The sequence below is a fragment of the Pirellulales bacterium genome, assembly GCA_019694455.1.
Taxonomy (GTDB): Bacteria; Planctomycetota; Planctomycetia; order Pirellulales; family JAEUIK01; genus JAIBBY01.
The window spans coordinates 1-19820 of the sequence record JAIBBY010000044.1 but is presented as its reverse complement, the minus strand read 5'-3'; the positions used below and the strand labels follow the sequence as shown (position 1 = coordinate 19820).

General features: G+C 63.7%; 18 protein-coding genes. 11 read left to right on the top strand and 7 right to left on the bottom strand.

Translation table 11 applies throughout. From position 1 onward, the window contains the following. Positions 1-21 precede the first annotated feature (21 nt). Positions 22-636: a nucleotidyltransferase family protein gene (locus K1X71_16050; GenBank protein ID MBX7074657.1), complete on the bottom strand. Its 615-nt coding sequence runs from the start codon at positions 634-636 to the stop codon at positions 22-24. Beyond that, positions 636-1715, bottom strand: a complete 1080-nt coding sequence (locus K1X71_16045; GenBank protein ID MBX7074656.1) for an XdhC family protein — start codon at positions 1713-1715, stop codon at positions 636-638. Before K1X71_16045 ends, K1X71_16050 begins: the two co-directional genes overlap by 1 nt. 251 nt (positions 1716-1966) lie before the next feature. On the opposite strand from K1X71_16045, the gene K1X71_16040 reads away from it, so the two are divergent. Then, on the top strand, positions 1967-2434 hold the full coding sequence (locus K1X71_16040) for a RidA family protein (protein ID MBX7074655.1): 468 nt from the start codon (positions 1967-1969) through the stop codon (positions 2432-2434). Between the two features lie 5 nt (positions 2435-2439). On the opposite strand, the gene K1X71_16035 is transcribed toward K1X71_16040, so the two are convergent. From K1X71_16035 to K1X71_16025, 3 genes are read right to left on the bottom strand one after another with little or no spacing between them, the layout of a single operon-like run. Further along, complete coding sequence (locus tag K1X71_16035) at positions 2440-3759, bottom strand: alkyl/aryl-sulfatase (protein MBX7074654.1); 1320 nt, start codon at positions 3757-3759, stop codon at positions 2440-2442. Between the two features lies 1 nt (position 3760). Continuing rightward, positions 3761-4207, bottom strand: coding sequence for a WxcM-like domain-containing protein (locus tag K1X71_16030; GenBank protein MBX7074653.1), 447 nt, complete (start codon positions 4205-4207; stop codon positions 3761-3763). Next, entirely contained in the window at positions 4204-4917 is a 714-nt protein-coding gene (locus K1X71_16025; protein MBX7074652.1) for a glycosyltransferase family 2 protein, read from the bottom strand. The genes K1X71_16030 and K1X71_16025 overlap by 4 nt, the downstream gene beginning before the upstream one ends. 218 nt (positions 4918-5135) lie before the next feature. Between K1X71_16025 and K1X71_16020 the strand changes: the two genes are divergently transcribed. After that, positions 5136-6752: a hypothetical protein gene (locus K1X71_16020; GenBank protein MBX7074651.1), complete on the top strand. Its 1617-nt coding sequence runs from the start codon at positions 5136-5138 to the stop codon at positions 6750-6752. A gap of 10 nt (positions 6753-6762) precedes the next feature. Then, positions 6763-7212, top strand: coding sequence for a hypothetical protein (locus K1X71_16015; protein MBX7074650.1), 450 nt, complete (start codon positions 6763-6765; stop codon positions 7210-7212). Positions 7213-7225: 13 nt separating this feature from the next. Here the strand turns inward: K1X71_16015 and K1X71_16010 are convergent, their stop codons facing one another. Continuing rightward, positions 7226-8203: a hypothetical protein gene (locus tag K1X71_16010; GenBank protein MBX7074649.1), complete on the bottom strand. Its 978-nt coding sequence runs from the start codon at positions 8201-8203 to the stop codon at positions 7226-7228. Positions 8204-8743: 540 nt separating this feature from the next. Then, entirely contained in the window at positions 8744-9664 is a 921-nt protein-coding gene (locus K1X71_16005; protein ID MBX7074648.1) for an alpha/beta hydrolase, read from the bottom strand. Positions 9665-9780: 116 nt separating this feature from the next. Here K1X71_16005 and K1X71_16000 point away from each other — a divergent pair, with 116 nt between their 5' ends. From K1X71_16000 to K1X71_15965, 8 genes are all read left to right on the top strand, one after another. After that, on the top strand, positions 9781-10590 hold the full coding sequence (locus tag K1X71_16000; GenBank protein ID MBX7074647.1) for an RDD family protein: 810 nt from the start codon (positions 9781-9783) through the stop codon (positions 10588-10590). Between the two features lie 58 nt (positions 10591-10648). Continuing rightward, positions 10649-11623 (top strand): stage II sporulation protein M, encoded by a 975-nt coding sequence (locus tag K1X71_15995; GenBank protein MBX7074646.1) that lies wholly within the window; start codon positions 10649-10651, stop codon positions 11621-11623. Further along, entirely contained in the window at positions 11610-12455 is an 846-nt protein-coding gene (locus K1X71_15990; protein ID MBX7074645.1) for a hypothetical protein, read from the top strand. Before K1X71_15995 ends, K1X71_15990 begins: the two co-directional genes overlap by 14 nt. After that, complete coding sequence (locus tag K1X71_15985) at positions 12452-13210, top strand: DUF4129 domain-containing protein (protein MBX7074644.1); 759 nt, start codon at positions 12452-12454, stop codon at positions 13208-13210. The genes K1X71_15990 and K1X71_15985 overlap by 4 nt, the downstream gene beginning before the upstream one ends. Beyond that, complete coding sequence (locus K1X71_15980; protein ID MBX7074643.1) at positions 13210-14340, top strand: hypothetical protein; 1131 nt, start codon at positions 13210-13212, stop codon at positions 14338-14340. Before K1X71_15985 ends, K1X71_15980 begins: the two co-directional genes overlap by 1 nt. Positions 14341-14435: 95 nt before the next feature. Continuing rightward, positions 14436-15500, top strand: a complete 1065-nt coding sequence (locus K1X71_15975; protein ID MBX7074642.1) for a MoxR family ATPase — start codon at positions 14436-14438, stop codon at positions 15498-15500. Between the two features lie 89 nt (positions 15501-15589). Next, positions 15590-16972, top strand: a complete 1383-nt coding sequence (locus K1X71_15970) for a DUF58 domain-containing protein (GenBank protein ID MBX7074641.1) — start codon at positions 15590-15592, stop codon at positions 16970-16972. A 282-nt stretch (positions 16973-17254) separates the two neighbouring features. Then, the coding region (locus tag K1X71_15965; protein ID MBX7074640.1) for a proline dehydrogenase family protein at positions 17255-19820 on the top strand (2566 nt) is incomplete at its 3' end.

Below are 19820 nucleotides of genomic sequence, written 5' to 3'. Positions count from 1 at the left end.
GCGGCAACGACATAAAGCGATTTACGCGCCGCTGGCGCTAGATTCCCCACCTAGCCGCCGGTAGTCCTCTGGCGTGTCGATGTCGGCGCCGATGCCGGGATCGTCCACCTCGATCTCTCGCACGCCGTGGCGGCGGACAAGCGCATCGATGCCTTCCTCGTCGCCAAGTTCCGCGACCTCTCGCGCTATTGGCCACGGAAACAAGACGGGATGCCCGCGACGTCCGCCATGGCTCGGCGCCAAGATGCCGTTACCTGACCCCGTTTGGCGCTCGCCGATCAATCGATCGATGGTCGCCGGCGTCAACAGCGGCATGTCGGCCGGGGCCAACAGCCAGACATCGTCGTCACTCGGCGCCAGATTGCGTTCCACATGCACAAGCGCCAGCCGCACCGACGCCTTCATATCCGCCGGTGGCTCGGCGGGCCGCACGACGATCGCGCCAGCAGCCTGGCACAAGCTGGCTAGCTCCGCAGCCTCTGGATGCACCGTGACTAACACAGCGCTGGCCCGGCTGGCCCGCCAGGCGGCCAGTGTCCTTTCGATTAGCGTCGCCTGCCCCCAAGGCAAAAGCAGCTTGGGACGCCCCATGCGCCGGCTGGCGCCCGCCGCGGGCAAGATGGCGAACGCGCGCATTACAACGCTTCGACGGCCACGGCGCCCGGTCGTCCGGGTACCTCGCCGCCGCGATTGCGATGCGCCACCAACTCGGCCAGGATGCTAATGGCGATTTCGGGCACGGTTTGCGATCCGATGTCGATGCCCAACGGAGCAAATACCCGCTGCAAGGCGTCGGCGGCGATGCCTTGCTCGCGCAGATCGTCGAAGATCAGCCGAATCTTCCGCTTGCTGCCGATCATGCCAACATAGCGAGCGCCACGTTCGGCCAGGTGATAGAGCGCTTCCTCGTCGTGATTGTGCCCTCGCGTGACAATCAGGCAGTAGGTGTCGGGGGTAATTTCGATGTTCGCCAACGTCTGGCCAATGTCTCCGCAGATCCGCCGCTGGGCCCGTGGAAATCGCTCCGCTGAGACGCAATCGGCCCGATCGTCAACCACCCAAACGTCAAAATCGAGATCGGGCGCCCATTGTGCAACGGCCAGCCCCACATGCCCCGCCCCCACAATCAACAGCCGGCAGCGCGGCAACACCGGCAGATACGCCACGCCGCGCGACGCCTTGGGCTGAGGGCGGTGAGCCAGATCGGGCAGATGCTCCGCCACGCACGTCGCAGCTTCGGCGCTGGCCCCTTCGCAGGCTAACAGCTTGCCCGCCGCGCTAAACAAGAACGTGGCCGGCGCGGGTAGTCCGCTCGCCTCGCTATCGAAGGCAATCGCCTCCAGGCAACCTTCGCTTTCGCAAAGCGCCTTCGACAACTGTTCGTGGTATGCCGCTTCGGCGGCGGCGCGCAACGGTTGGATGAGCACCAGCATGCGACCGCCACAGATCAACCCATCGTCCCAGCCATAATCGCTATCGAGCTGGAATTTGACGATCTCGGCGCGGCCGTTGTCCAAGATGGCCAGAGCTTGGCGTTTCACCTCGGCTTCGACGCAGCCGCCGCCGAGCGTGCCCGCCTGGGCGCCGTCGGGAAAAACCAACATCGCGGCGCCCGCCTTTTGCGGCGTTGAGCCGCGGGTTTCGACCAGTCGGCAATAGGCGACCGGCCGGCCCGCGGCAATCGAATCGAGTAATTGTGAAACGATTTCTTGCATGTCTCAGTCAAAGCGTTTGCTGGATAGTGTCACTGGCCCAGCTTATCTCAGCGGTAATGGCCAAACAACGACGCGCCGGTCGCGCCAGCGACAAATTGGCCGTCAAACTCCTACTCGCGCCGCGCCACGATTTTCGAGGGTTCAAATTCCTGTCGCCGCTCCTTAAAATCCGTGACGCCGCCGATTGGCAATAGCCGCCCCGGCGATGCGGTCGCCGATCTTTTTAGACCATCAGCCAGCAAGGACCACGCATGAATCCCGAACAACGCGTCGCCGAACTCGGGCTCGAATTTCCGCCCCCGCCCAAGCCGGCCGGCGTCTACAAACCGGTGATCGTGGTCGGCAACATGGCCTACGTGTCAGGGCACGGCCCGCTTAAGTCCGACGGTTCGATGACGGTCGGCAAACTGACGACGGCGGCCGGACAGGTGGAAATTGGCCAGGCCGCCGCGCGGCAGACCGGATTGGCGATCCTCGCCTCGCTCCGCGCCCATCTGAAAGACCTCAACCGCGTAAAGCGGCTGGTCAAGACGCTCGGCATGGTCAATTGCGTGCCCGACTTCAAGGAGCATCCCGCCGTCATCAACGGCTACAGCAACCTGATGTCCGAGGTCTTTGGCGCCGATGCCGGCGTGGGCGCCCGCAGCGCGGTGGGCATGGGCTCATTGCCGGGCGACATCAGCGTGGAGATCGAGGCGATTTTTGAGGTGGAGCCGTAGCTTCACTACGGCTTGGCCGCCGCGCGTTTCAATTGCTTGCGGTGTTCCAGCGCCGCGGCGCGATAGATGTTCTTTTCGACGCTGCTGGTGGCCCGGTTGGCTAGTTCGGTGAAGGCCTGCGCGCGCAGTTCATTCATCGCTCCGTTCTTGGGCTCGACCGTGCGCACAATTTCGGTGACCTCGAGCACCAGTTGCCAGTTGGAATCGTCGGCCGCCTTTTGGGCGCGAGCCACAAGCGGTTCGGCGCCTCCCGCCGCCTCGAACAACGCTTGGTGAACTTCTTGCGGCAACGCCGGATTGAGATGCGTGGGATTGAAGTCGTACCAACCGGTGTAGTTGCGATAGGCCCCCGCCACCCCCCATTCGACGCGCCCATAGAGCGGCTGCAAATATGGCTTGGCCGCTAGTTCTGGCGGCAGTTTCAGCTTGCGCTGAATTTCGGCAAGCGACAGCCCCTGATTCAAATACTTGATCATCTCGCTGTCGACAAAGCGGATGGCCGCGATGTAATGGTCCAGCACGTCGTCAACGACCGCCGCGCCGCTGACCGGATCGCTGTGCGACGGCACGAGATGCTCCGGCTTGTGCTCCCGAATGCGCTGCAGCGAGTCGGCCCAGGTCGCCACTGGCCGCTCGTGCTTCATCGGGCTGGCCAACATCGGAAAGCTGTTGTAGTACAGGTCGCCACAACAGGCGATCCGCTCGTCGGGCAGCCATACATACAGGTGATCGTTGGTTTCTCCCGGCGCGTGACGCAATTCAAACCGCACGCCCCCCTCTTCAAACTCCAGCTTGTCGTCAAACGTCTTGGTCGGCGGCATGTAGCCGATGACCAGCTTGCCCGGCTCAAACGCCAGCGAAATGCCGCGCTCTTTGGGGGGCAAGCTAAAACCAAACTGCAAGCCGTTCAGCCGACCGTTGTACATGGCCAGCGCGCGGTACTTGCCCATCTCCTCCACATGCAATGCTTGCGCGATGATCTCGGGCTTGTCCGCGGCAAAGCTCCGCGCGCCGTTGCAATGGTCGCCATGAAAGTGCGTGTAGATCAGGCGCCGTATCGGCTTGTCCGTAAACTTGCGCATCGCCTCCAGCGTGGCCGCCGCGGCCGCCGGGCTTTCGGGCGTGTCGATCACCACCAGGCTCTCGTCGGTGATGACATAAATCACGTTGGCCAGCGCATAGCCTGTGGCGCAATAAACGCGATCGGTGACTTTGATTAGCTTCGGCACGTCGCTGCGAATCTGCGCCCAGGCCGCGCTCGGCAGCGATACCAGCGCCGCCGCGATCAGCCAATACCATCCGTGCCGTGCCAGAAATCGCGGCATGTTATTTACCCTCCGGGGCAGGCGCGTGAGCGTCCAACGGTTCCAGCAAAATATACGGGTTGCGATCGGGATCTTGGCGATCGAATTGCTCGCTGGTGTAGTCGATCAAGATCGCGGTCGGCGTCATGTTGCGGAACGCGTGCGCGATATAAGGGCCAATGGTCAGCCGGTGGAACAGTTTGTCGTCGCTGCGCAAGATGAACTCGGCCCGCTCCTTGGTCCGCACATCTTCAAGCACCACCTCCAGCGTCCCCTCGGCCACGCCAAACCACTCGCTGCCGCGCTTGTGAAAGTGATTGCCGCGCACTTGTCCGGGACGCTCGAAGGTGACGAAATAAATCTGGCCGAACGGCACATGCAGGTCGACTAGCTCGTCGCGGCGCAAAAACTCCACCAGGTAACCGCGCTGGTCGGTGTGCTTGACGCATTCTTGCAGGTCATATTTCATTCGATGGCGTGTCCGCGCGCTGCCGCTACTCGCCCCGTGACGGCGTATTTTACCAAGTCCCGGAAGGTCTTGGCGACCACGCCCAAGCGATTGCCCGAACCCTCGCCAAACATCCGCGGTCGATGCGCGATGGCGACTTCGCGCCACCGCGCCCCGTGGCGAATGCACTTCAGCGCCAACTCGGCATGAATGAACGCGCTGTCGCTCTCCAGCGAAAACTGATTCAGCAGCGCCCGCCGCACCAGCGCGGTGCCGTTGACGTCCCGAATCCGCCGCCCGGCGACGCTCGAAACCATGCGGTTGTAGCACCACGAGGTGAAGCGCCGATTGACCGGATCGTTCCGCTCGCGGCGCCAGGCCAGCACCAGGTCGCAGTCGTCGCGCTCGCGCCATAGCACTGCCACTTCCGCCGGCGGAATTTGGCCATCCCCCGGCAAGAACACCACCCACTCGCTGCTGGCCGCCAGATACGCCTCGCGTATCGTGGGGCCAAACCCCAGGTTGCGCGGATGCTCGATCGCGCGCACCCGCGGATAGTCGCGGCAGATCGCTTCAATCGCCTGTTGCGTGCCGTCGCGACTGCCATCGTTGATCACCAGCACCTCAATATCCGTCGCGCACTGGCCAGCGGCGGCCAGCGACTCCAAGGCCACCGCGCGGATCGTTTCCGCGTCGTTGTAGGCCGGAATACTGATGGTCAGTTGCGACAAGCGGGCGTCCGTCTGGGTACGATGGTGAACGCGGCGCCTGAAGCGGATGCCGCGCGTGGCATTCCTAGTATGCGAACCGATCGAGCGTCGTGCTACCCACCTGTTAATTAGCGAAAAAGCGCGGCCAACCCCCATTTGCGGCCCGGCCAGCAGCGGGCCAAGATGGGGGCCTGATATTTTCCACTGCCCCGCGCGACTAGCGAAATCGTCGAACCGATATGAACATCCTCGGCATCTCCGGCGGCACGAAGATCGGCAATCAAGATCCGGCCGCCGCGCTGTTGATCGATGGCCGACTGGTCGCCGCGGCCGAGGAAGAGCGGTTCACCGGCGTCAAGTTCTCCAACGGCATGTTGCCGCGTCATGCCATGCGGTTCTGCCTGCGCCAAGCCGGCCTGCGCATGCAGGACATAGATTGCGTCGTCAGCCCCGGTATCAACCATCCGGGCTTCGCGGAGACGCTCACCCGCTATCTGCGTTTTCAGTTGGGGCACGCGCCGCGCGTCCGCCTGGTCGATCATCATGTCGCCCATGCCGCCAGCGCCTACTACGCCGCCGGTTGGCCCGAGGCGCTCATCATCACCGCCGACTTCTCCGGCGACGGACACTCGACCACCGTCAGCCGCGGCGCCGGAGGAAACATCACCCTCCTGGAACAGATCGAGCGACCCAATTCGCTGGGCGTGTTCTACTCGATCATCACGCAATACCTCGGCTTTCAAAAGGACAGCGACGAGTACAAAGTCATGGGCATGGCGGCCTGTGGTCAGCCGCGCTACGACTTGACCTCCTTGCTGGAAGTGACCGCCACCGGCTATCGGTTCCATCACGAGTTGGCTGTCGGCATGACCCCCGGTATGCCGGCGCCCTCCAAGCAAGAGCCACTGTTCGATCGCTTGCCGCTGCCGCTGCCCCCCCGTGTGCCGGGCGAACCGATCCGGCAAGAACATTACGACCTGGCCGCCTCCTCGCAGTTGCAGTTAGAGCGGGCAATGCTGCGGTTGGTGGAGCATCATGCCCGCGCCACCGGCTTGTCGCGAGTTTGCCTTGCCGGCGGCGTCGCGCTCAACTGCAAGATGAACCAAAAGATACGCGAGCATGCGGCGATTAGCGAGGTATATGCCCCGCCAGTGACCAGCGACGCGGGACTAGCGCTCGGCGCGGCCTATCTGCATGCCGCTGAGCAGGGAGAGCGCGTCGAACCGCTGGCGCACGCCTATTGGGGGCCCCAGTTCAGCAGCGCCGAAATCCGCGAGGTGCTCGATCGCGCTGGGCTGCCGTTTCACGAAACGAGCGATCCCGCTGGCGCCGCGCTCGAACGGATTCTTAGCGGCCGCGTCATTGGTTGGTTCCAGGGGCGGCTGGAGTTTGGTCCGCGAGCGCTGGGCGCGCGCAGCATCCTGGCCGATCCGCGCATCGCCGCAATGAAAGACGAAATCAACCGCCGCGTGAAGTTTCGCGAGGAGTTTCGGCCCGTGGCGCCGTCGGTGCTGCACGAGGCGGGGGGCGATTATTTTCGCGACTATTGCGACTCGCCCTATATGACCCTCACCTTCGACATTGCCGACCGACTGGCCCGCGAAGCCCCGGCCATTGTGCACGACGATCGCACCAGCCGCCTGCAATCGGTGCATCAGGGGACTCACCCTCTCTATCACGAGCTGATTTCCCGCTTCGCCAAGGCGACTGGCGTGCCGATGCTCATCAACACCAGCCTCAACGCCTACAACGATCCCATGGCCTGCGAGCCGCATCAGGCGCTGCGCACCTACGCGGCGACCGGTTTAGAGTCGCTGGTGATCGGCAACTTCGTGCTCGACAAGCGGCTGCTGTAAAGGCATCGCCATGAACAAGGCCTTTGTTCGCGAACCCGACGACACCGGCGAGCGCCATTGCCCGCGCTGCGGCTCGTTGGGGTTGGCCGTGGGGCCGGAGACGCTTGGCGCGCAGTTGACGCCGGCGGCGCTGGCATCGATTTCGCCGGCGGCGTTCTTCTGCCCCTTCCCACAGTGCGAAGTGGCGTATTTCGATCTGTACGAGCGCGCGGTCGGCGTCGAGTCGCTGCTGCGCCCCGTTTGGCCCAAAGATCGCGAGGCGCCGCTATGCGCCTGCTTTGGCCTGACACGCGACGACATCGAGGCCGATCTTGCCGAAGGGGGCGTCCGCCGCACCAAGGAGTGCGTCACCCGCGCTAAGTCGTCCGAGGCGCGGTGCAAGACCCTGGCCGCCAGTGGCCGCAGTTGCGTGACCGAAGTGCAGCGCTACTACATGAAGCTGCGCGGCGGAGAATCGTAGGCCAAAGCGCGAACTACCGCCGGCGCCGCTGCTGTTGAGTCCCGCGCTTTTGAGCGCGTTGCACTAGAATCTCGGGATTCGACGCGTAGACCGTCGGGTCGTCGATGATCCACGGCGTCGACCCATTGCGTCCGTCGTTCTGGCTGAACACGTCGACGAACAGGTTGATGAAGTAGTGGCATTGAAAGCCATAGGCGTAGTGCGATGCGATGCGGTCCCCTTCGGTCAGATCCTCGATCCCCGGTCGGGCGTAGTAGTGAATCCGCCCATCCGGCGTGAACGACATGCCCAGCGTCCACCAGCCGGTCTGCTCGACCTTTAGCGCCTTGTAGTCGGCGCCGCTCTCGCGTCCGCGCACCGCGATCCACACCTCGTCGTTGGGGCGACGTCGCGTGGCGCGATAGTAATTGAAAAACATCCCCGGCCAATACGGCTCGGTCTCGCCCGGTTTGTCCGCTTTCACGCCGCGCACCGTGGCCCGCAATCCGAATGACGAGCCACTATGCTGTTCCCACTGGTCTAGCTCCGGCATGAAAACCCGCACCACCAGATTCGGGCGCTGGTTTACCGGGATGTAGCGCCCCAGTCGGCCGTCGACGTTCAGAAACAGATCGTCCTGCGAACGCTGGTTGTTGCCGCGATTGGGGATGCCGGTGAAGTGCGATGCGACCATCAGCGATCCCAGGCTCCCCTCCAGGCCCCCTTCCGGAGTCGGCACCCGTTTGACAAAGTCGGGACCGCCCCGGTCGGTCCCTTCGTACCAACGATTGTTGGTCGAGCGGCCCAGCGGCGAGCGCATCTTTTTGTCGACGTCGGCGCTCCCCTTGGGCAGGTTGTAGTTGTAGCCCCAGGCCTCGTCCTCGAAGTCGTCGCAGACGTAATCGACCGGGCGGCCGGTCCCTGGCACCAGTCCCGCCGCCAGGGCGGCCTGCGGCAACAGGATCAACGCGGAAAAGACAAACGCGGCGTGACGAGAGGGCGAGATTTGCATGGCCTGATCCATCCCTGAAGGCGAAAGGCGGCGACGGCGAGCGCGACGAGCCACCTGCCCGCGCATGCTTGCCCGGGCGGCAACGCCGCTACGATCCGCTCTTTCGGAGTATCGGCCCGACGGCGCGAATGTTTTCAGTTGGAGTTTTTTTGGGCGATTTGCCCGTGGCGTCGGGTCGCCATGCGGAAAATGCCCAAAGCTGTAACCGATTTAATGGCAATGCCTTGCGCTGTCAGCGTGGTCACGCATAAAAATAGTTGGATATTTTTTGTCCGGTTTTGGCCTCTCGAAGCGTCTTAGAGATTAGCGGGGTAGGAGCATTTTTCGGCGCCGGGGGCCCGGAGCAGTCCGGGCTCCCGTAGTCGAAATTTTTGTGGCCTGTTGAACTAGGTTGCGGGCCGCGACATCACATGGATGGGATGGCAAAATAGCGACGCAAGTCGCTATTTTGCTCGCTGCGTGGATATTCTCTGTCCGCAGTCTCTCCCAGTCTGGCAAAGCTAAGCCAGTCCAGGCCGATGCGCTGGGCTCGTTAGCGCCTCATTGCGCTTTCAGTTGTTCATCAAAGAACTCGACCGCCGCCTCTTGGGTCCGCTCCAGTTCGTCGCCCCCCCAACCATGCCGGGCGCCGAGCATGACTTCCAGGCGTCCGGAAACATCCGCCTTGCGCAGTGCCGTCGCCATTTCAAACGCCTGATCGTAAGGCACCAGGTTGTCCTTCGTCCCTTGGAACAGCAGCATCGGCGCGTCTCCCTTGTTCACGTAGTACAGAGGCGACACCTTGCGCAACTCGTCGGCATGCTCTTCCGGCTTGCCGCCGACAAAGTTCGTGAGCACCATACGGGCGATGTTCTCATCCACAACATCCGCCGCCGCGCTCCCTTCCAGGTTTGTCTTGGTGAGATCGACCGGGCCAAAATAGCTCACGACCGCCTGCACCTTGCTCGATTGATCACCCCAGCCCCCGTCCCCTTCAAGGCCGTCGGCCGAGTCCATCACGCCGAGCAACATCGCCAGGTGCGCTCCGGCCGACTGCCCGAGCGCCCCGATGCGATTGGGATCGACTCCCAACTCGTCGGCATGGGCCCGCACCCAGCGCACCGCGCATTTGCAATCTTCAATCTGCGCCGGGTTGCGATGCTTGGGCGCCAGTCGATAGCCCACCGTCATCGCCACATAGCCCTTGCGCGCAAACTCGCGAGTCATGGGGCGGAGCATTTTGCGATGCCCTGCCTGCCAGCCGCCGCCGTGGATGAGCATGACGCACGGCAATTTACCTTCTGCGTTCTTGGGCTTGGCAATGTCGAGCATCAGCTTTTCGCCGGCGCCGACGCCATACTCCACCTCCTCGCGAATCTCCAAGTCGCTGTCGTCCTGCTCGGGCTTGGCAGCGTTGACCAGGGACGGAAAACTAAAGGCAATGACGGCAATCCACAGTAGCGACCCGTTGCGACGAGGCATGGCGACTCTCTCCAAGGAATTTGGCGTTTGGCGGCAATCCCACAGCCTACATGGCCAGACGGGACCGTACAAATTGCCGTGTTGCGGTCGTTTCGGGACTGCCGAATAATGCTGGCATGGCGATTTCCCCAGATCAGCTCGACACCCACATCGAGATCATCACGCCCGAAAACATCGGGTTTCAATATCGCGTGGCGGGGCCGTTTCAGCGTTTGCCGGCCTACCTGATCGATTTGTTCCTCCAATTGGCGATTGTCACCGCCGTTTCCTTAGTGGTGGTCATTTTCACGGGCCTCGTCGGCATGATGGGGCTCGGCGCCGGCTTTGGCGTCGTTTTCTATTTCCTGGTGAGCTGGTTCTATCGGGGCTTTTTCGAGTCCATGTGGAACGGCCAGACCCCCGGCAAGCGGCTCATGAACTTGCGCGTCCTGTCAGACGATGGACAACCCATCAACGGCCTGCAAGCGGTGCTGCGCAATATTTTGCGAGCGGTCGACCTGTTGCCCGGCACGTATCTCTTGGCCTTCATTTCTTCTTTCTGGAGCGACCGATTTGCCCGCCTTGGCGATTTGGCCTGTGGGACGATGGTCATCGTCGAGGAACCGCGCTACGCCGCTGGCGCGCTGGCGATCACCGAGCCCGAGGCGCTGGAGCTTGCCGGCCGACTCCCCGCCCGGCTGACCTTTCCGCAAGGGGTGGCGGCGGCGCTCTCCAGCTATGTGGGGCGTCGGCGGGTCTTGCCGTGGGCTAGACGCGTGCAAATTGCCCGGCATCTGGGCGAGCCGCTGCGCGAGCGCTTCAACTTGCCCGCGGGCGTCAGCTACGATCTGTTGCTCTGCGCGCTGTATCATCGCATCTTCTTCGCCGATCTCGTCGACGACGTGCCGCAGCCAGCGCCTGTGCTGGCGGTGGTGGCAGAGACGTGAGCCACGAGCTAGCCATGAACAGTCGCTGCGCAACCAGCGAGCACCAGGGGGGCCCCGCATGAAAGTCGCCGAGCTACTCGAAAAGCGCCGCGACCAATGGCGCGAGCTAGAGCTATTGTGCGCGCAGCTCGAAGGCCGGCGCCTGCGAAAACTAGGCGCGCCGGTTGCCGCGCGGTTCGCCTCGCTCTACCGCGCCGCCTGCGCCGATCTGGCCCTGGCCGACGCGTATCAGCTTCCGCCGAACACCATCAACTACCTGCATCAACTGATTGGCCGCGCGCACAACCAGCTTTACCGCAGCCAGTCGTTTCAACTCAGCGCCTGGTGGCAAGAGCTGTTCGTCGAGCTTCCGCGCCGGCTGTACCGCGACAATTGCCTGCGCATCGCGTTCTTGGTGTTTTGGGGTTTTTTCATCACCGCCATGGTCATGGCCTACACCTCCGAGGAGTTTGCCGTTCAGGCCCTTTCCAAGGCGGGAGTACACGGCCTCGAAGAGATGTATAGCGAAAACCAATGGGGCCGCAGCGGCAACTTGAGCGCCGGCATGGTCGGCTTTTACGTGCAACACAACACCAGCATCGGACTGCAATGCTTTGCCTGGGGATTGTTGCTCGGAGTCGGCGGCTTGCTGGTGGTGGTCAGCAACGCCGTGCAACTCGGCGCCGCCTTTGGCCACATGGCCACCACCGATCAGCGCGAGATGTTCTTTCAATTTGTCACCGCGCATGCCCCGTTCGAGCTCACGGCCATCGTCGTCTCCGCCGCCGCCGGCATGCGGCTGGGGTTCGCCTTTATCGACACCGACGGCTACTCGCGCATCGATTCCGTTCGCCGCGCCGCCCGGCAGGCCATGCCCACGATGGCGCTCGGCATGGTCCTGTTTGGTCTGGCGGCTTTGATCGAAGGGATCATCTCCCCTTCCGCTATTCCCTATTGGGCAAAAGCCTCGGTCGCCTTTGTCTCCAGCGCGCTATTGGCCTTCTACTTCGTGATTTTGGGGCAAGCGGCCGGAGGGGCGGATGGAACTCGATAAAACGCGCATTGCGATTCGCGAGCGCGGATTTCTGAACATTCTCGATCTCGCGATCCGCGTCATTCGAAGGCATCTGGTCCCGCTGGCCCTGTTGACGGCTGCGGGCGTGGCGCCGTTTTGGTGGCTCAACTCCTATTTCACCAGCGTCGCGGTCGCCGATCTCATCGATCCAGAAGTTGACTACGCGGAAGTCGTCAGCCTTTGGTTTGCCTATGGATTCGTGCTGTTCGTCTTGCTGTTGGTCGAACTGCCACTGGCCACCGCGCCGGTGACGCTGTATCTCGGTCAGGCGCTGTTCGCCCCCAAGGTCAAATACGGCCGGCTGGGCATGGAACTGCTCAAGAGCGCCCCTCAATTGCTGCTGCTGCAAGCGCTGCCGCGAGCGCTACTCGCGCCCTGGGTCATCACCTGGTTTCTGCCGTTTGTCCTGTGGCCCTACCTCAATGAAGTCATCTTGCTCGAGCGCAACCCCATCTGGCGGCGCAAAAAGTCGGGGCTGCCCAACACCTTCAGTCGCATCGCCGCGCTGCATTCGCCCAACAGCGGCGAGCTTTTGGCCCGCGCCATGGCCACCGCTGTGCTGGGGCCCGGTCTGGTGTTGGCCCTTTGGGGTTCTCTTTGGTTTCTGCACGGATTGCTGACCGAGGAACTGTCGCTCAATGGCAGCGCCGTCACCATCTACCTGCAGCTTGCCATCTGGTGCGTGGCGGCTTTCTTCGCCGTGGCCCGATTCCTGGCCTACCTCGACTTGCGCATCCGCAACGAAGGTTGGGAACTGGAGCTACGCATGCGGGCAGAAGCCATTCGCCTCACCTCGCAGGTGGCCGCATGAAGCGCTGGCATTGGTTTTTGATCGTGCTTGCCGTGGCGCCGCCGATCGCGGCGGCCTGCCTGCCGCGCCTCGCGCTGGCCGCGCCGCTGACCGCCGAGGAAGCGGTCGAAACCACTCACGACACGCTCGATTCTGGCTGGCGCTATCCCTGGTACGACGGCGCCAACGACCGGCTGCGCAAGATTCGCAGCTCGGAGTTCGATTGGAACTTCGACTGGTTCAATCGCCCCACCGGCGGACTCAGCGCCAGCACACTCAAGATCATATTGTGGTCGATCGTGATCTTGGCGCTACTGATCCTTATTTATGCGCTGGTTCGGGTTTATCTGAACATCAATCAGCAGCCAGCTTTCTCGCTGGCCGCCGGCGCGGCTTCGGGCGCCAACTCGCCCGAGGACGATGCTCGCCGGGTGGAAAGCCTCCCCTTCGCGTTCGATGCCCGGCGGCAGAGTTTGCTCGATCTGGCCCGCGCCGCGGCCGACGCCGGCGACTACAGCCGCGCGGTGGTCTACCTCTACAGTCACGAATTGGTGGAACTGGATCGGCGGCATCTGATCCGCTTGACGCGCGGCAAGACCAACCGCCAATATCTGCGCGAGGTGGCTGGCCAGCGCGACCTGCGCCAATTGCTAGAGCAAACGATGATCGCCTTTGAAGACGCCTTCTTTGGCAATGTGCGGCTCACCCGCGAACGATTCGAGCGCTGCTGGAATCAGTTGAGCCATTTCTCCCAATTGGCGCAGGCGGCCTCCTGATGCAGCGCGCGTCCCGCAAATCGCTGGTCTGCCTGGCAACGGCGTTGGTCCTTTCTTTGGCCGGCTGCGGTCAAGAACTGAATTCGACCTATGGCGTGCGCCGCCCGTCTGGCAGCGTCAACGGCACCGAAGTGCTGGGACAATTGTTTGCCGAGGCTGGTCACGATGTGTCGAGCTGGGGATGGCTCTCGCCGCGGTTGGCCAAAAAGGCCGATTGCATCGTTTGGTTCGCCAACGACGACAGGCCGCCGGCCGACGACGTGTGCGCTTGGCTCGACGATTGGCTCTACGCCGCGCCCGGTCGCACGCTCATCTATGTGGGTCGCGACTACGACGCCGCCACCGCCTATTGGAAGCAAGTGCGTCAAGGCACGCAGGGAGAAGAGTACAAGCGACTGTCGCGCCGCTTGGCCGATGCCCAAAACGAACGGCTCGCGCATACCACCGGCCTGAAGCCCACGGTCGATTGTCCCTGGTTCGAGATCGACCGAACGCAACCGCGCCGCGACGTGCGCAATTTACAAGGCCGCACGCGCTGGCTGGACGGCATCGACCCCAAAAAGGTCGAAATCGAACTCGGCGCGCGGATCATTCCGCCATCCGACGCCAGGTCGCTCTTGCGCGACGGCAAAGATCGGCTCGTCAGCCGCGTCCAATACGACGACAGCCAAATGATCCTGGTCGCCAACGGCTCGTTTCTGTTGAATCTGCCGCTGGTGAACCACGAGCATCGCAAACTGGCCGCCAAGCTCGTCGACGAAATCGGCGCCACTCCGCAACAAGTCGTCTTTCTCGACGTGCCCTCGGGCAACCCCGGTATCCTGGACGCCGATCCGCAGCAAACGCATCTCGGGGTGCTCGATTGGCTCAAGCATCCCACCTTAGGCATGGTGGTGCTCCATCTGGCGGCGCTGGCGACCTTGGTGATCTTCTGCCGCGCGCCGATCTTCGGGCTACCGAAAAAAGCGGCCGCCGCCGCCAGCGCCGACTTTGGACAACATGTGGCGGCGCTGGGCAGCCTGCTGGAGCGCGCCGGCGATGCGGAGTATGCTCGCGGCCGCATCGCCGCCTACGAGGCGCTGGCCCGCCGCGAACCAGAGGTCGAGACCAAGGGAGCCACCGCCACTTAGCCGAATCGCGACGGCCACATTCTGATGGCCGCAACCAGCGGCGCGACCGCCGCAAGCAATTTACGCAAACCATACGACTGCACCGGGAACCATCGATGACCGATTCCGATTCCGCCGGACCTGCCGAAGCCGCGTCCCCCATGACGCCTCCCCCCGCCAATCCCGCGGCAGCGACCTCCGCGACCAACGACCGCTGGCAATCCGCGGCCAACTCTCCCACCAAACGGCTCTTCGACCGTGTCTTGACGGAGATTCGCAAGATCTATGTCGGCCAAGACGAGTTGGTGATGGGCACGCTCGTCGCCCTCTTCTCCGGCGGTCATGTGCTGATCGAAAGCGTGCCCGGCCTCGGCAAGACGCTGTTCGTCCGCGCTTTGGGCCGGGTGCTCGGTTGTCGTTTTGGCCGCATCCAGTTCACCGCCGACCTCATGCCGTCCGATGTGACCGGCTCTCCCTTGTTCGATCTCAAGACGCAAGAGTTTCGCTTTCGGCCCGGACCGGTCTTCACGCAATTGCTGCTGGCCGACGAGATCAACCGCGCGCCCGCCAAGACCCATGCCGCGCTCTTGGAGATCATGCAGGAGTATCGCGTCACCGTCGATGGCGAAAGTCATGGCCTGGAGCGCCCCTTTCTGGTGCTGGCCACGCAAAACCCGATCGAATCCGAAGGCACTTACAACCTGCCAGAGGCCCAGCTTGACCGCTTCATGTTCAAGATCGCGGTGGAGTATCCCACCACCGACGAGGAAGCCGAGATCTTGCGTATGCACAGCGAGCAGGTCGAATTCGACGCTCGACTCGACGAACTCTCCACCGTGACCAACGCGGCGGAGATCGTCGCGCAGTCCGAAACCTGCGGTCGCGTCCGGCTCGACCCCAAGCTAATCGACTACATCACGCGCGTGGTGCGGGCCACCCGCCAATGGCCCCAGTTTCACATGGGCGCTTCGCCGCGCGCCGGCATCGCGCTCCTGCAAGGGGCGCGCACCTTGGCCGCCTTCCACGGCCGCGATTACGCCGTGCCCGACGACGTGACGCAGTTGGCGTTGCCGGCGCTGCGGCATCGCGTGATGCTCACGGCCGAGGCCGAAGTCGAAGGCCGCCAGGTCGACGAGTCGCTCAATGAGCTATTGCGGACCATCGAGGTGCCGCGGCTGTGAATCGCGCCGGCCGAATCATTCTCGAACTCTGTCTCGCGCTGGCGCCCGCCGCGCTCTGGTGGTGGCTTGCGCGCGCGCCAGAGTCGGGCATGGCCCCCCGATTCTTCGCGCAGATCGCCATGCTCGCGGCGCCGCTGGGCGTGTTGGCCTGGTTTCACCGCGTTTATCCTTCCCGTCGGCTAGCCGCGCTCGCGCTGGCCCCGGCGCTCGCCTCCCTGGCGCTGTTCGCCAATCAAACGCTGGCGCCTTGGGTCTGGCTGCTCGATGCGCTACTCGTGCTTGTCGCCGTCATCGATCTCATCTCGCTCCCCAGGGCCGGCATGCTCTCCGTGGCGCGCGAGGCGGGGCGCGTGGTGTCGCTCGTCAAGCCACACCCCATCACGCTCTCGGTGCGCAATTTGTCGGCGCGCGCGTTCGACGCCACAATCCGCGATGGCGTCCCCGCCGACCTGGAGGCCCGCCCCGACGAACTGCGCCATCACTTCACGCCGCGCAGCCTGGCGGTGTTCGAGTATCAACTGGTGGCGCGGCGCCGCGGCGCGTTCGAGTTGAAAGAGGTGTTCTTTCGCGTGCGCAGCCGCATGCGCCTCTGGCAGCGGATGTTGGTCTTTCGCGTCGACACCACCCTGCACGTCTACCCCGATCTAAAGCAGCTTGGCCAATACGCGCTGCTGGCGCGGCTCAACCGCCTTAATCTCTTGGGCGTGCGGCGCACGCGCCGCGTCGGCCAGGACAACGAGTTCGAACGTCTGCGCGACTACGCCGTGGGAGACAACTACCGCCACATCGATTGGCGGTCGACCGCCCGCCGCCGCAAGCTCACCGTCAAGGACTTTCAGCAAAACCAAAGCCAGCGCGTCTACTTCCTCATCGACTGTGGGCGGATGATGGTCAATCGCGCGGCGGGACTCAGTCTGCTCGACCACGCCTTCAACGCCGCGCTCATGCTCAGCTACGTGGCCCTGTCGCGCGGCGACGCGGTGGGGCTGTTGTGCTTCTCCGACGCGATCCACAGCTTTGTGCCGGCGCGCGGGGGAATGAACCAGATGAATCGCTTGCTGCACGGCACGTTCGACCAATTTCCGCGGCTGGTCGAATCGCGCTACGATCGCGCGTTCTTGTATCTGGAGTCTCAATCGCGGAAACGCTCACTGGTGGTGCTCATCACCAACGTGATCGACGAAGTGAATCGTCTGCAAATCGAGCAATACCTCGAAAATCTCGTGGGCCGACATTTGCCGCTGGGCGTGCTTTTGCGCGACCGCCGCATCTACGATTTTCTGGACGCCAAAGCCCCGCGTGACGGCGGTTTGTATCGCGCCGCCGCCGCCGCCGATATTCTGGCCTGGCGCCAGCAAATTCTCACCGACCTGCACGCCAAGGGGGTGTTGTCCTTGGATGTCTTTCCCGAGGATCTCACCGCGCCCCTGGTGAATCGCTATCTCGATATCAAGGCCCGGCACCTGCTCTAGCAGACTGGGGAATGATTCGCCGGGCTGTGCGCATTGCAGGAAGCAATTCACAACATCGCGAAATGGATCGTGATTTTGCGAGCCGCGGCAGCGGGGCTGCGCTCGTGGCGAGCGGGCGGAAAGCCACGATGGATTTCTTACCCAGGGCTGCTAAAGGCGCGGTCGGCGGTCAACTTCTTGACCGCGCGGCCCGGCGATCTACGATTCCCTAGCGGCCCAGCGGGGTATGCGCTGCGTGAACTTCGGGCGTCCATCGCCCAATTCGCGGGGAAGTAGGCCACGATGGGGTTCATTCCCCGTCAGCCTGCCACCTCGTTGTTGATCGCCAGACAGGACGCGGCAGTGCGAGACACCTTCAGCCAGCGCGATCGAGCCGCCATCGAGCGGACCACGCAGGAGGTGGGGCGCTACATCTTCGCGCGGCTCGCAAGTCAGCATCCCACGCCGTTGGAGCGCCGCTGGTGGGACGACCGCATCATGTCCTGGGCCATGCAAGATGAGCGGGTCAAGGCCCAGATGTTCCGCTTTGTCGATGTGCTGCCCATGCTCGACACGTCGCAAGCGGTCGTCGAGCATCTGCACGAGTATCTTGGCACGGTCGCCGGCGCGCTGCCGCGCGCCGCGCGGCTGGGGCTGTCGCTCGCGCCGCCAAACACCTTGGCCGGCCGCGCGCTTGCCTTGGCGGCCCGGCGTAACGTGTTGGGACAAGCCCGCCGGTTCATCGCCGGCGCCACCGTTCACGAGACGCTGGCCGCCGCCATGCGCGAACGCAAGCAGCGCGGCGACATCGCGCTCGATCTGCTGGGCGAGGCCGTCACCAGCGACGACGAGGCCGATCGCTACCAACAGGCCTATCTCTCGCTGCTCTCCGAGGCGGCGCCGGTCGTGGCCGCCTGGCCCGAAGTTCCGCAGGTGGATCGCGGGTTGTTCGCGCCAGTGCCGCGGCTCAACGTCTCGTTGAAGCTGACGGCCCTCGATCCCCGCTTTAGCGGCGTGGATCCCGCCGGCGCCATTCGCCGCGTGGGCTCGCGGCTGCGTCCGCTATTGCGCGCCGCCAGCGAGCAAGGCGCTTTTGTCAATGTTGACATGGAGTCGTACGACAAAAAGAGCGCCACGCTCGCGGTGTTTCAATCCATCCTCGACGAAGCGGAGTTCCGCGGCGTCACCAATGTCGGCATTGTGACGCAAGCCTATTTGCGCGACAGCGAGGCCGATCTGCGTCAGCTCTGCGCCTGGGCCGAGCGCCGCGGCGCGCCAGTCTGGGTGCGCCTGGTCAAAGGCGCCTATTGGGACTACGAGACCATTCACGCCCGCTCGGTGGGCTGGCCCGTTCCGGTCTTTCAAGAAAAGCGCGAGACCGACGCCAACTTCGAGCGCCTGACCGAACTGCTCATTCTGAAGCATCAATCGCTCAGGCCCGCCATTGCCTCGCACAATGTTCGGTCGCTGGCGCACGCCATCGCCGTGGCCCGGCAGATTGGATTGCCCACCGGCGGCCTGGAACTGCAAATGCTCTATGGCATGGCCGACCCCATCAAGCAGGCGCTTGTCGATTTGGGATACCGCGTGCGCATCTACATGCCGTTCGGCGAGCTGATTCCCGGCATGGCCTACCTGGTCCGACGCCTGTTGGAAAACACGTCCAACGATTCGTTTTTGCGGGCAAGCTTTCTAGAAGACGCTCCGCCCGAGGAGTTGCTGATGAACCCGTTAGAACCCCAGCCACCGGCATCTCCGCCGGCACAATTTCCAGCGCATCCCCCAGCCCCCACCGCGCCGCCACGTCCGCCGCTTACGCAATTCAAGAACGAGCCACCGGTCGACTTTGCGATTCCGACCGAGCGCGACGCGCTATTGGCGGCGCTGGCCGACGCGCGAGCAGGCTTTGGCCAGCGCTATCCGCTCGTGATTGGCGGCGAGCGCGTCGACACGGCCGATCACCTAAACTCGCGCGACCCATCGCATACGGCAACCGTTGTCGGCGCCACCGCTTCGGCCACGGCTGCCGACGCCGATCGCGCCGTGGCCAGCGCGCGCGCGGCGCTCCCGGCCTGGAGCGCGCTCAGCGCGCACGACCGGGCCGAGCATCTGCGCGCCGCCGCACGGCAGATGCGTCGTCGGCGCAGCGAACTCACGGCCTGGATCATCTACGAGTCGGGCAAGGGCTGGATCGAGGCCGACGCCGACGTCGCCGAGGCGATTGACTTTTGCGACTACTACGCGCTGGGCGCCGAATGGATGGCGGCGCCGCCGCACATCGACGCGCCAGGCGAGGAGAATCGGCTGGAGTATCTGCCGCGTGGCGTGGCGGCGATCATCGCTCCTTGGAATTTTCCGCTGGCGATTCTCACCGGCATGACCGCCGCCGCCCTCGTCACCGGCAACACGGCGATCATGAAGCCCGCCGAGCAAACTTCGATCATCGCGGCCAAGCTCATGGAAATCTGGGAGGAAGCCCAAATTCCGCCCGGGGTAGTGAACTATTTGCCCGGCCGGGGCGAAGTGGTGGGGGCTCGCTTGGTCGAGCATCCGCAGGTGGCCTTGATCGCATTCACCGGTTCGCGCGAGGTGGGGCTGGCGATCAACCGCCGCGCCGCCGAGGTCTCTGGCGCCGGCGCGCCCGTGGTCAAGCACGTCATCGCCGAGATGGGGGGCAAGAACGCCATCATCATCGATGACGACGCCGATCTCGATGAGGCGGTGCTGGGCGTGCTCAAGAGCGCCTTTGGCTATCAAGGGCAGAAGTGCTCCGCCTGCTCGCGCGCTGTCGTGCTGCATGGCGTCTACGACGCCTTTGTGAATCGATTGGTCGGCGCCGCGCGCAGCCTGGAACTGGGGCCCGCCGATC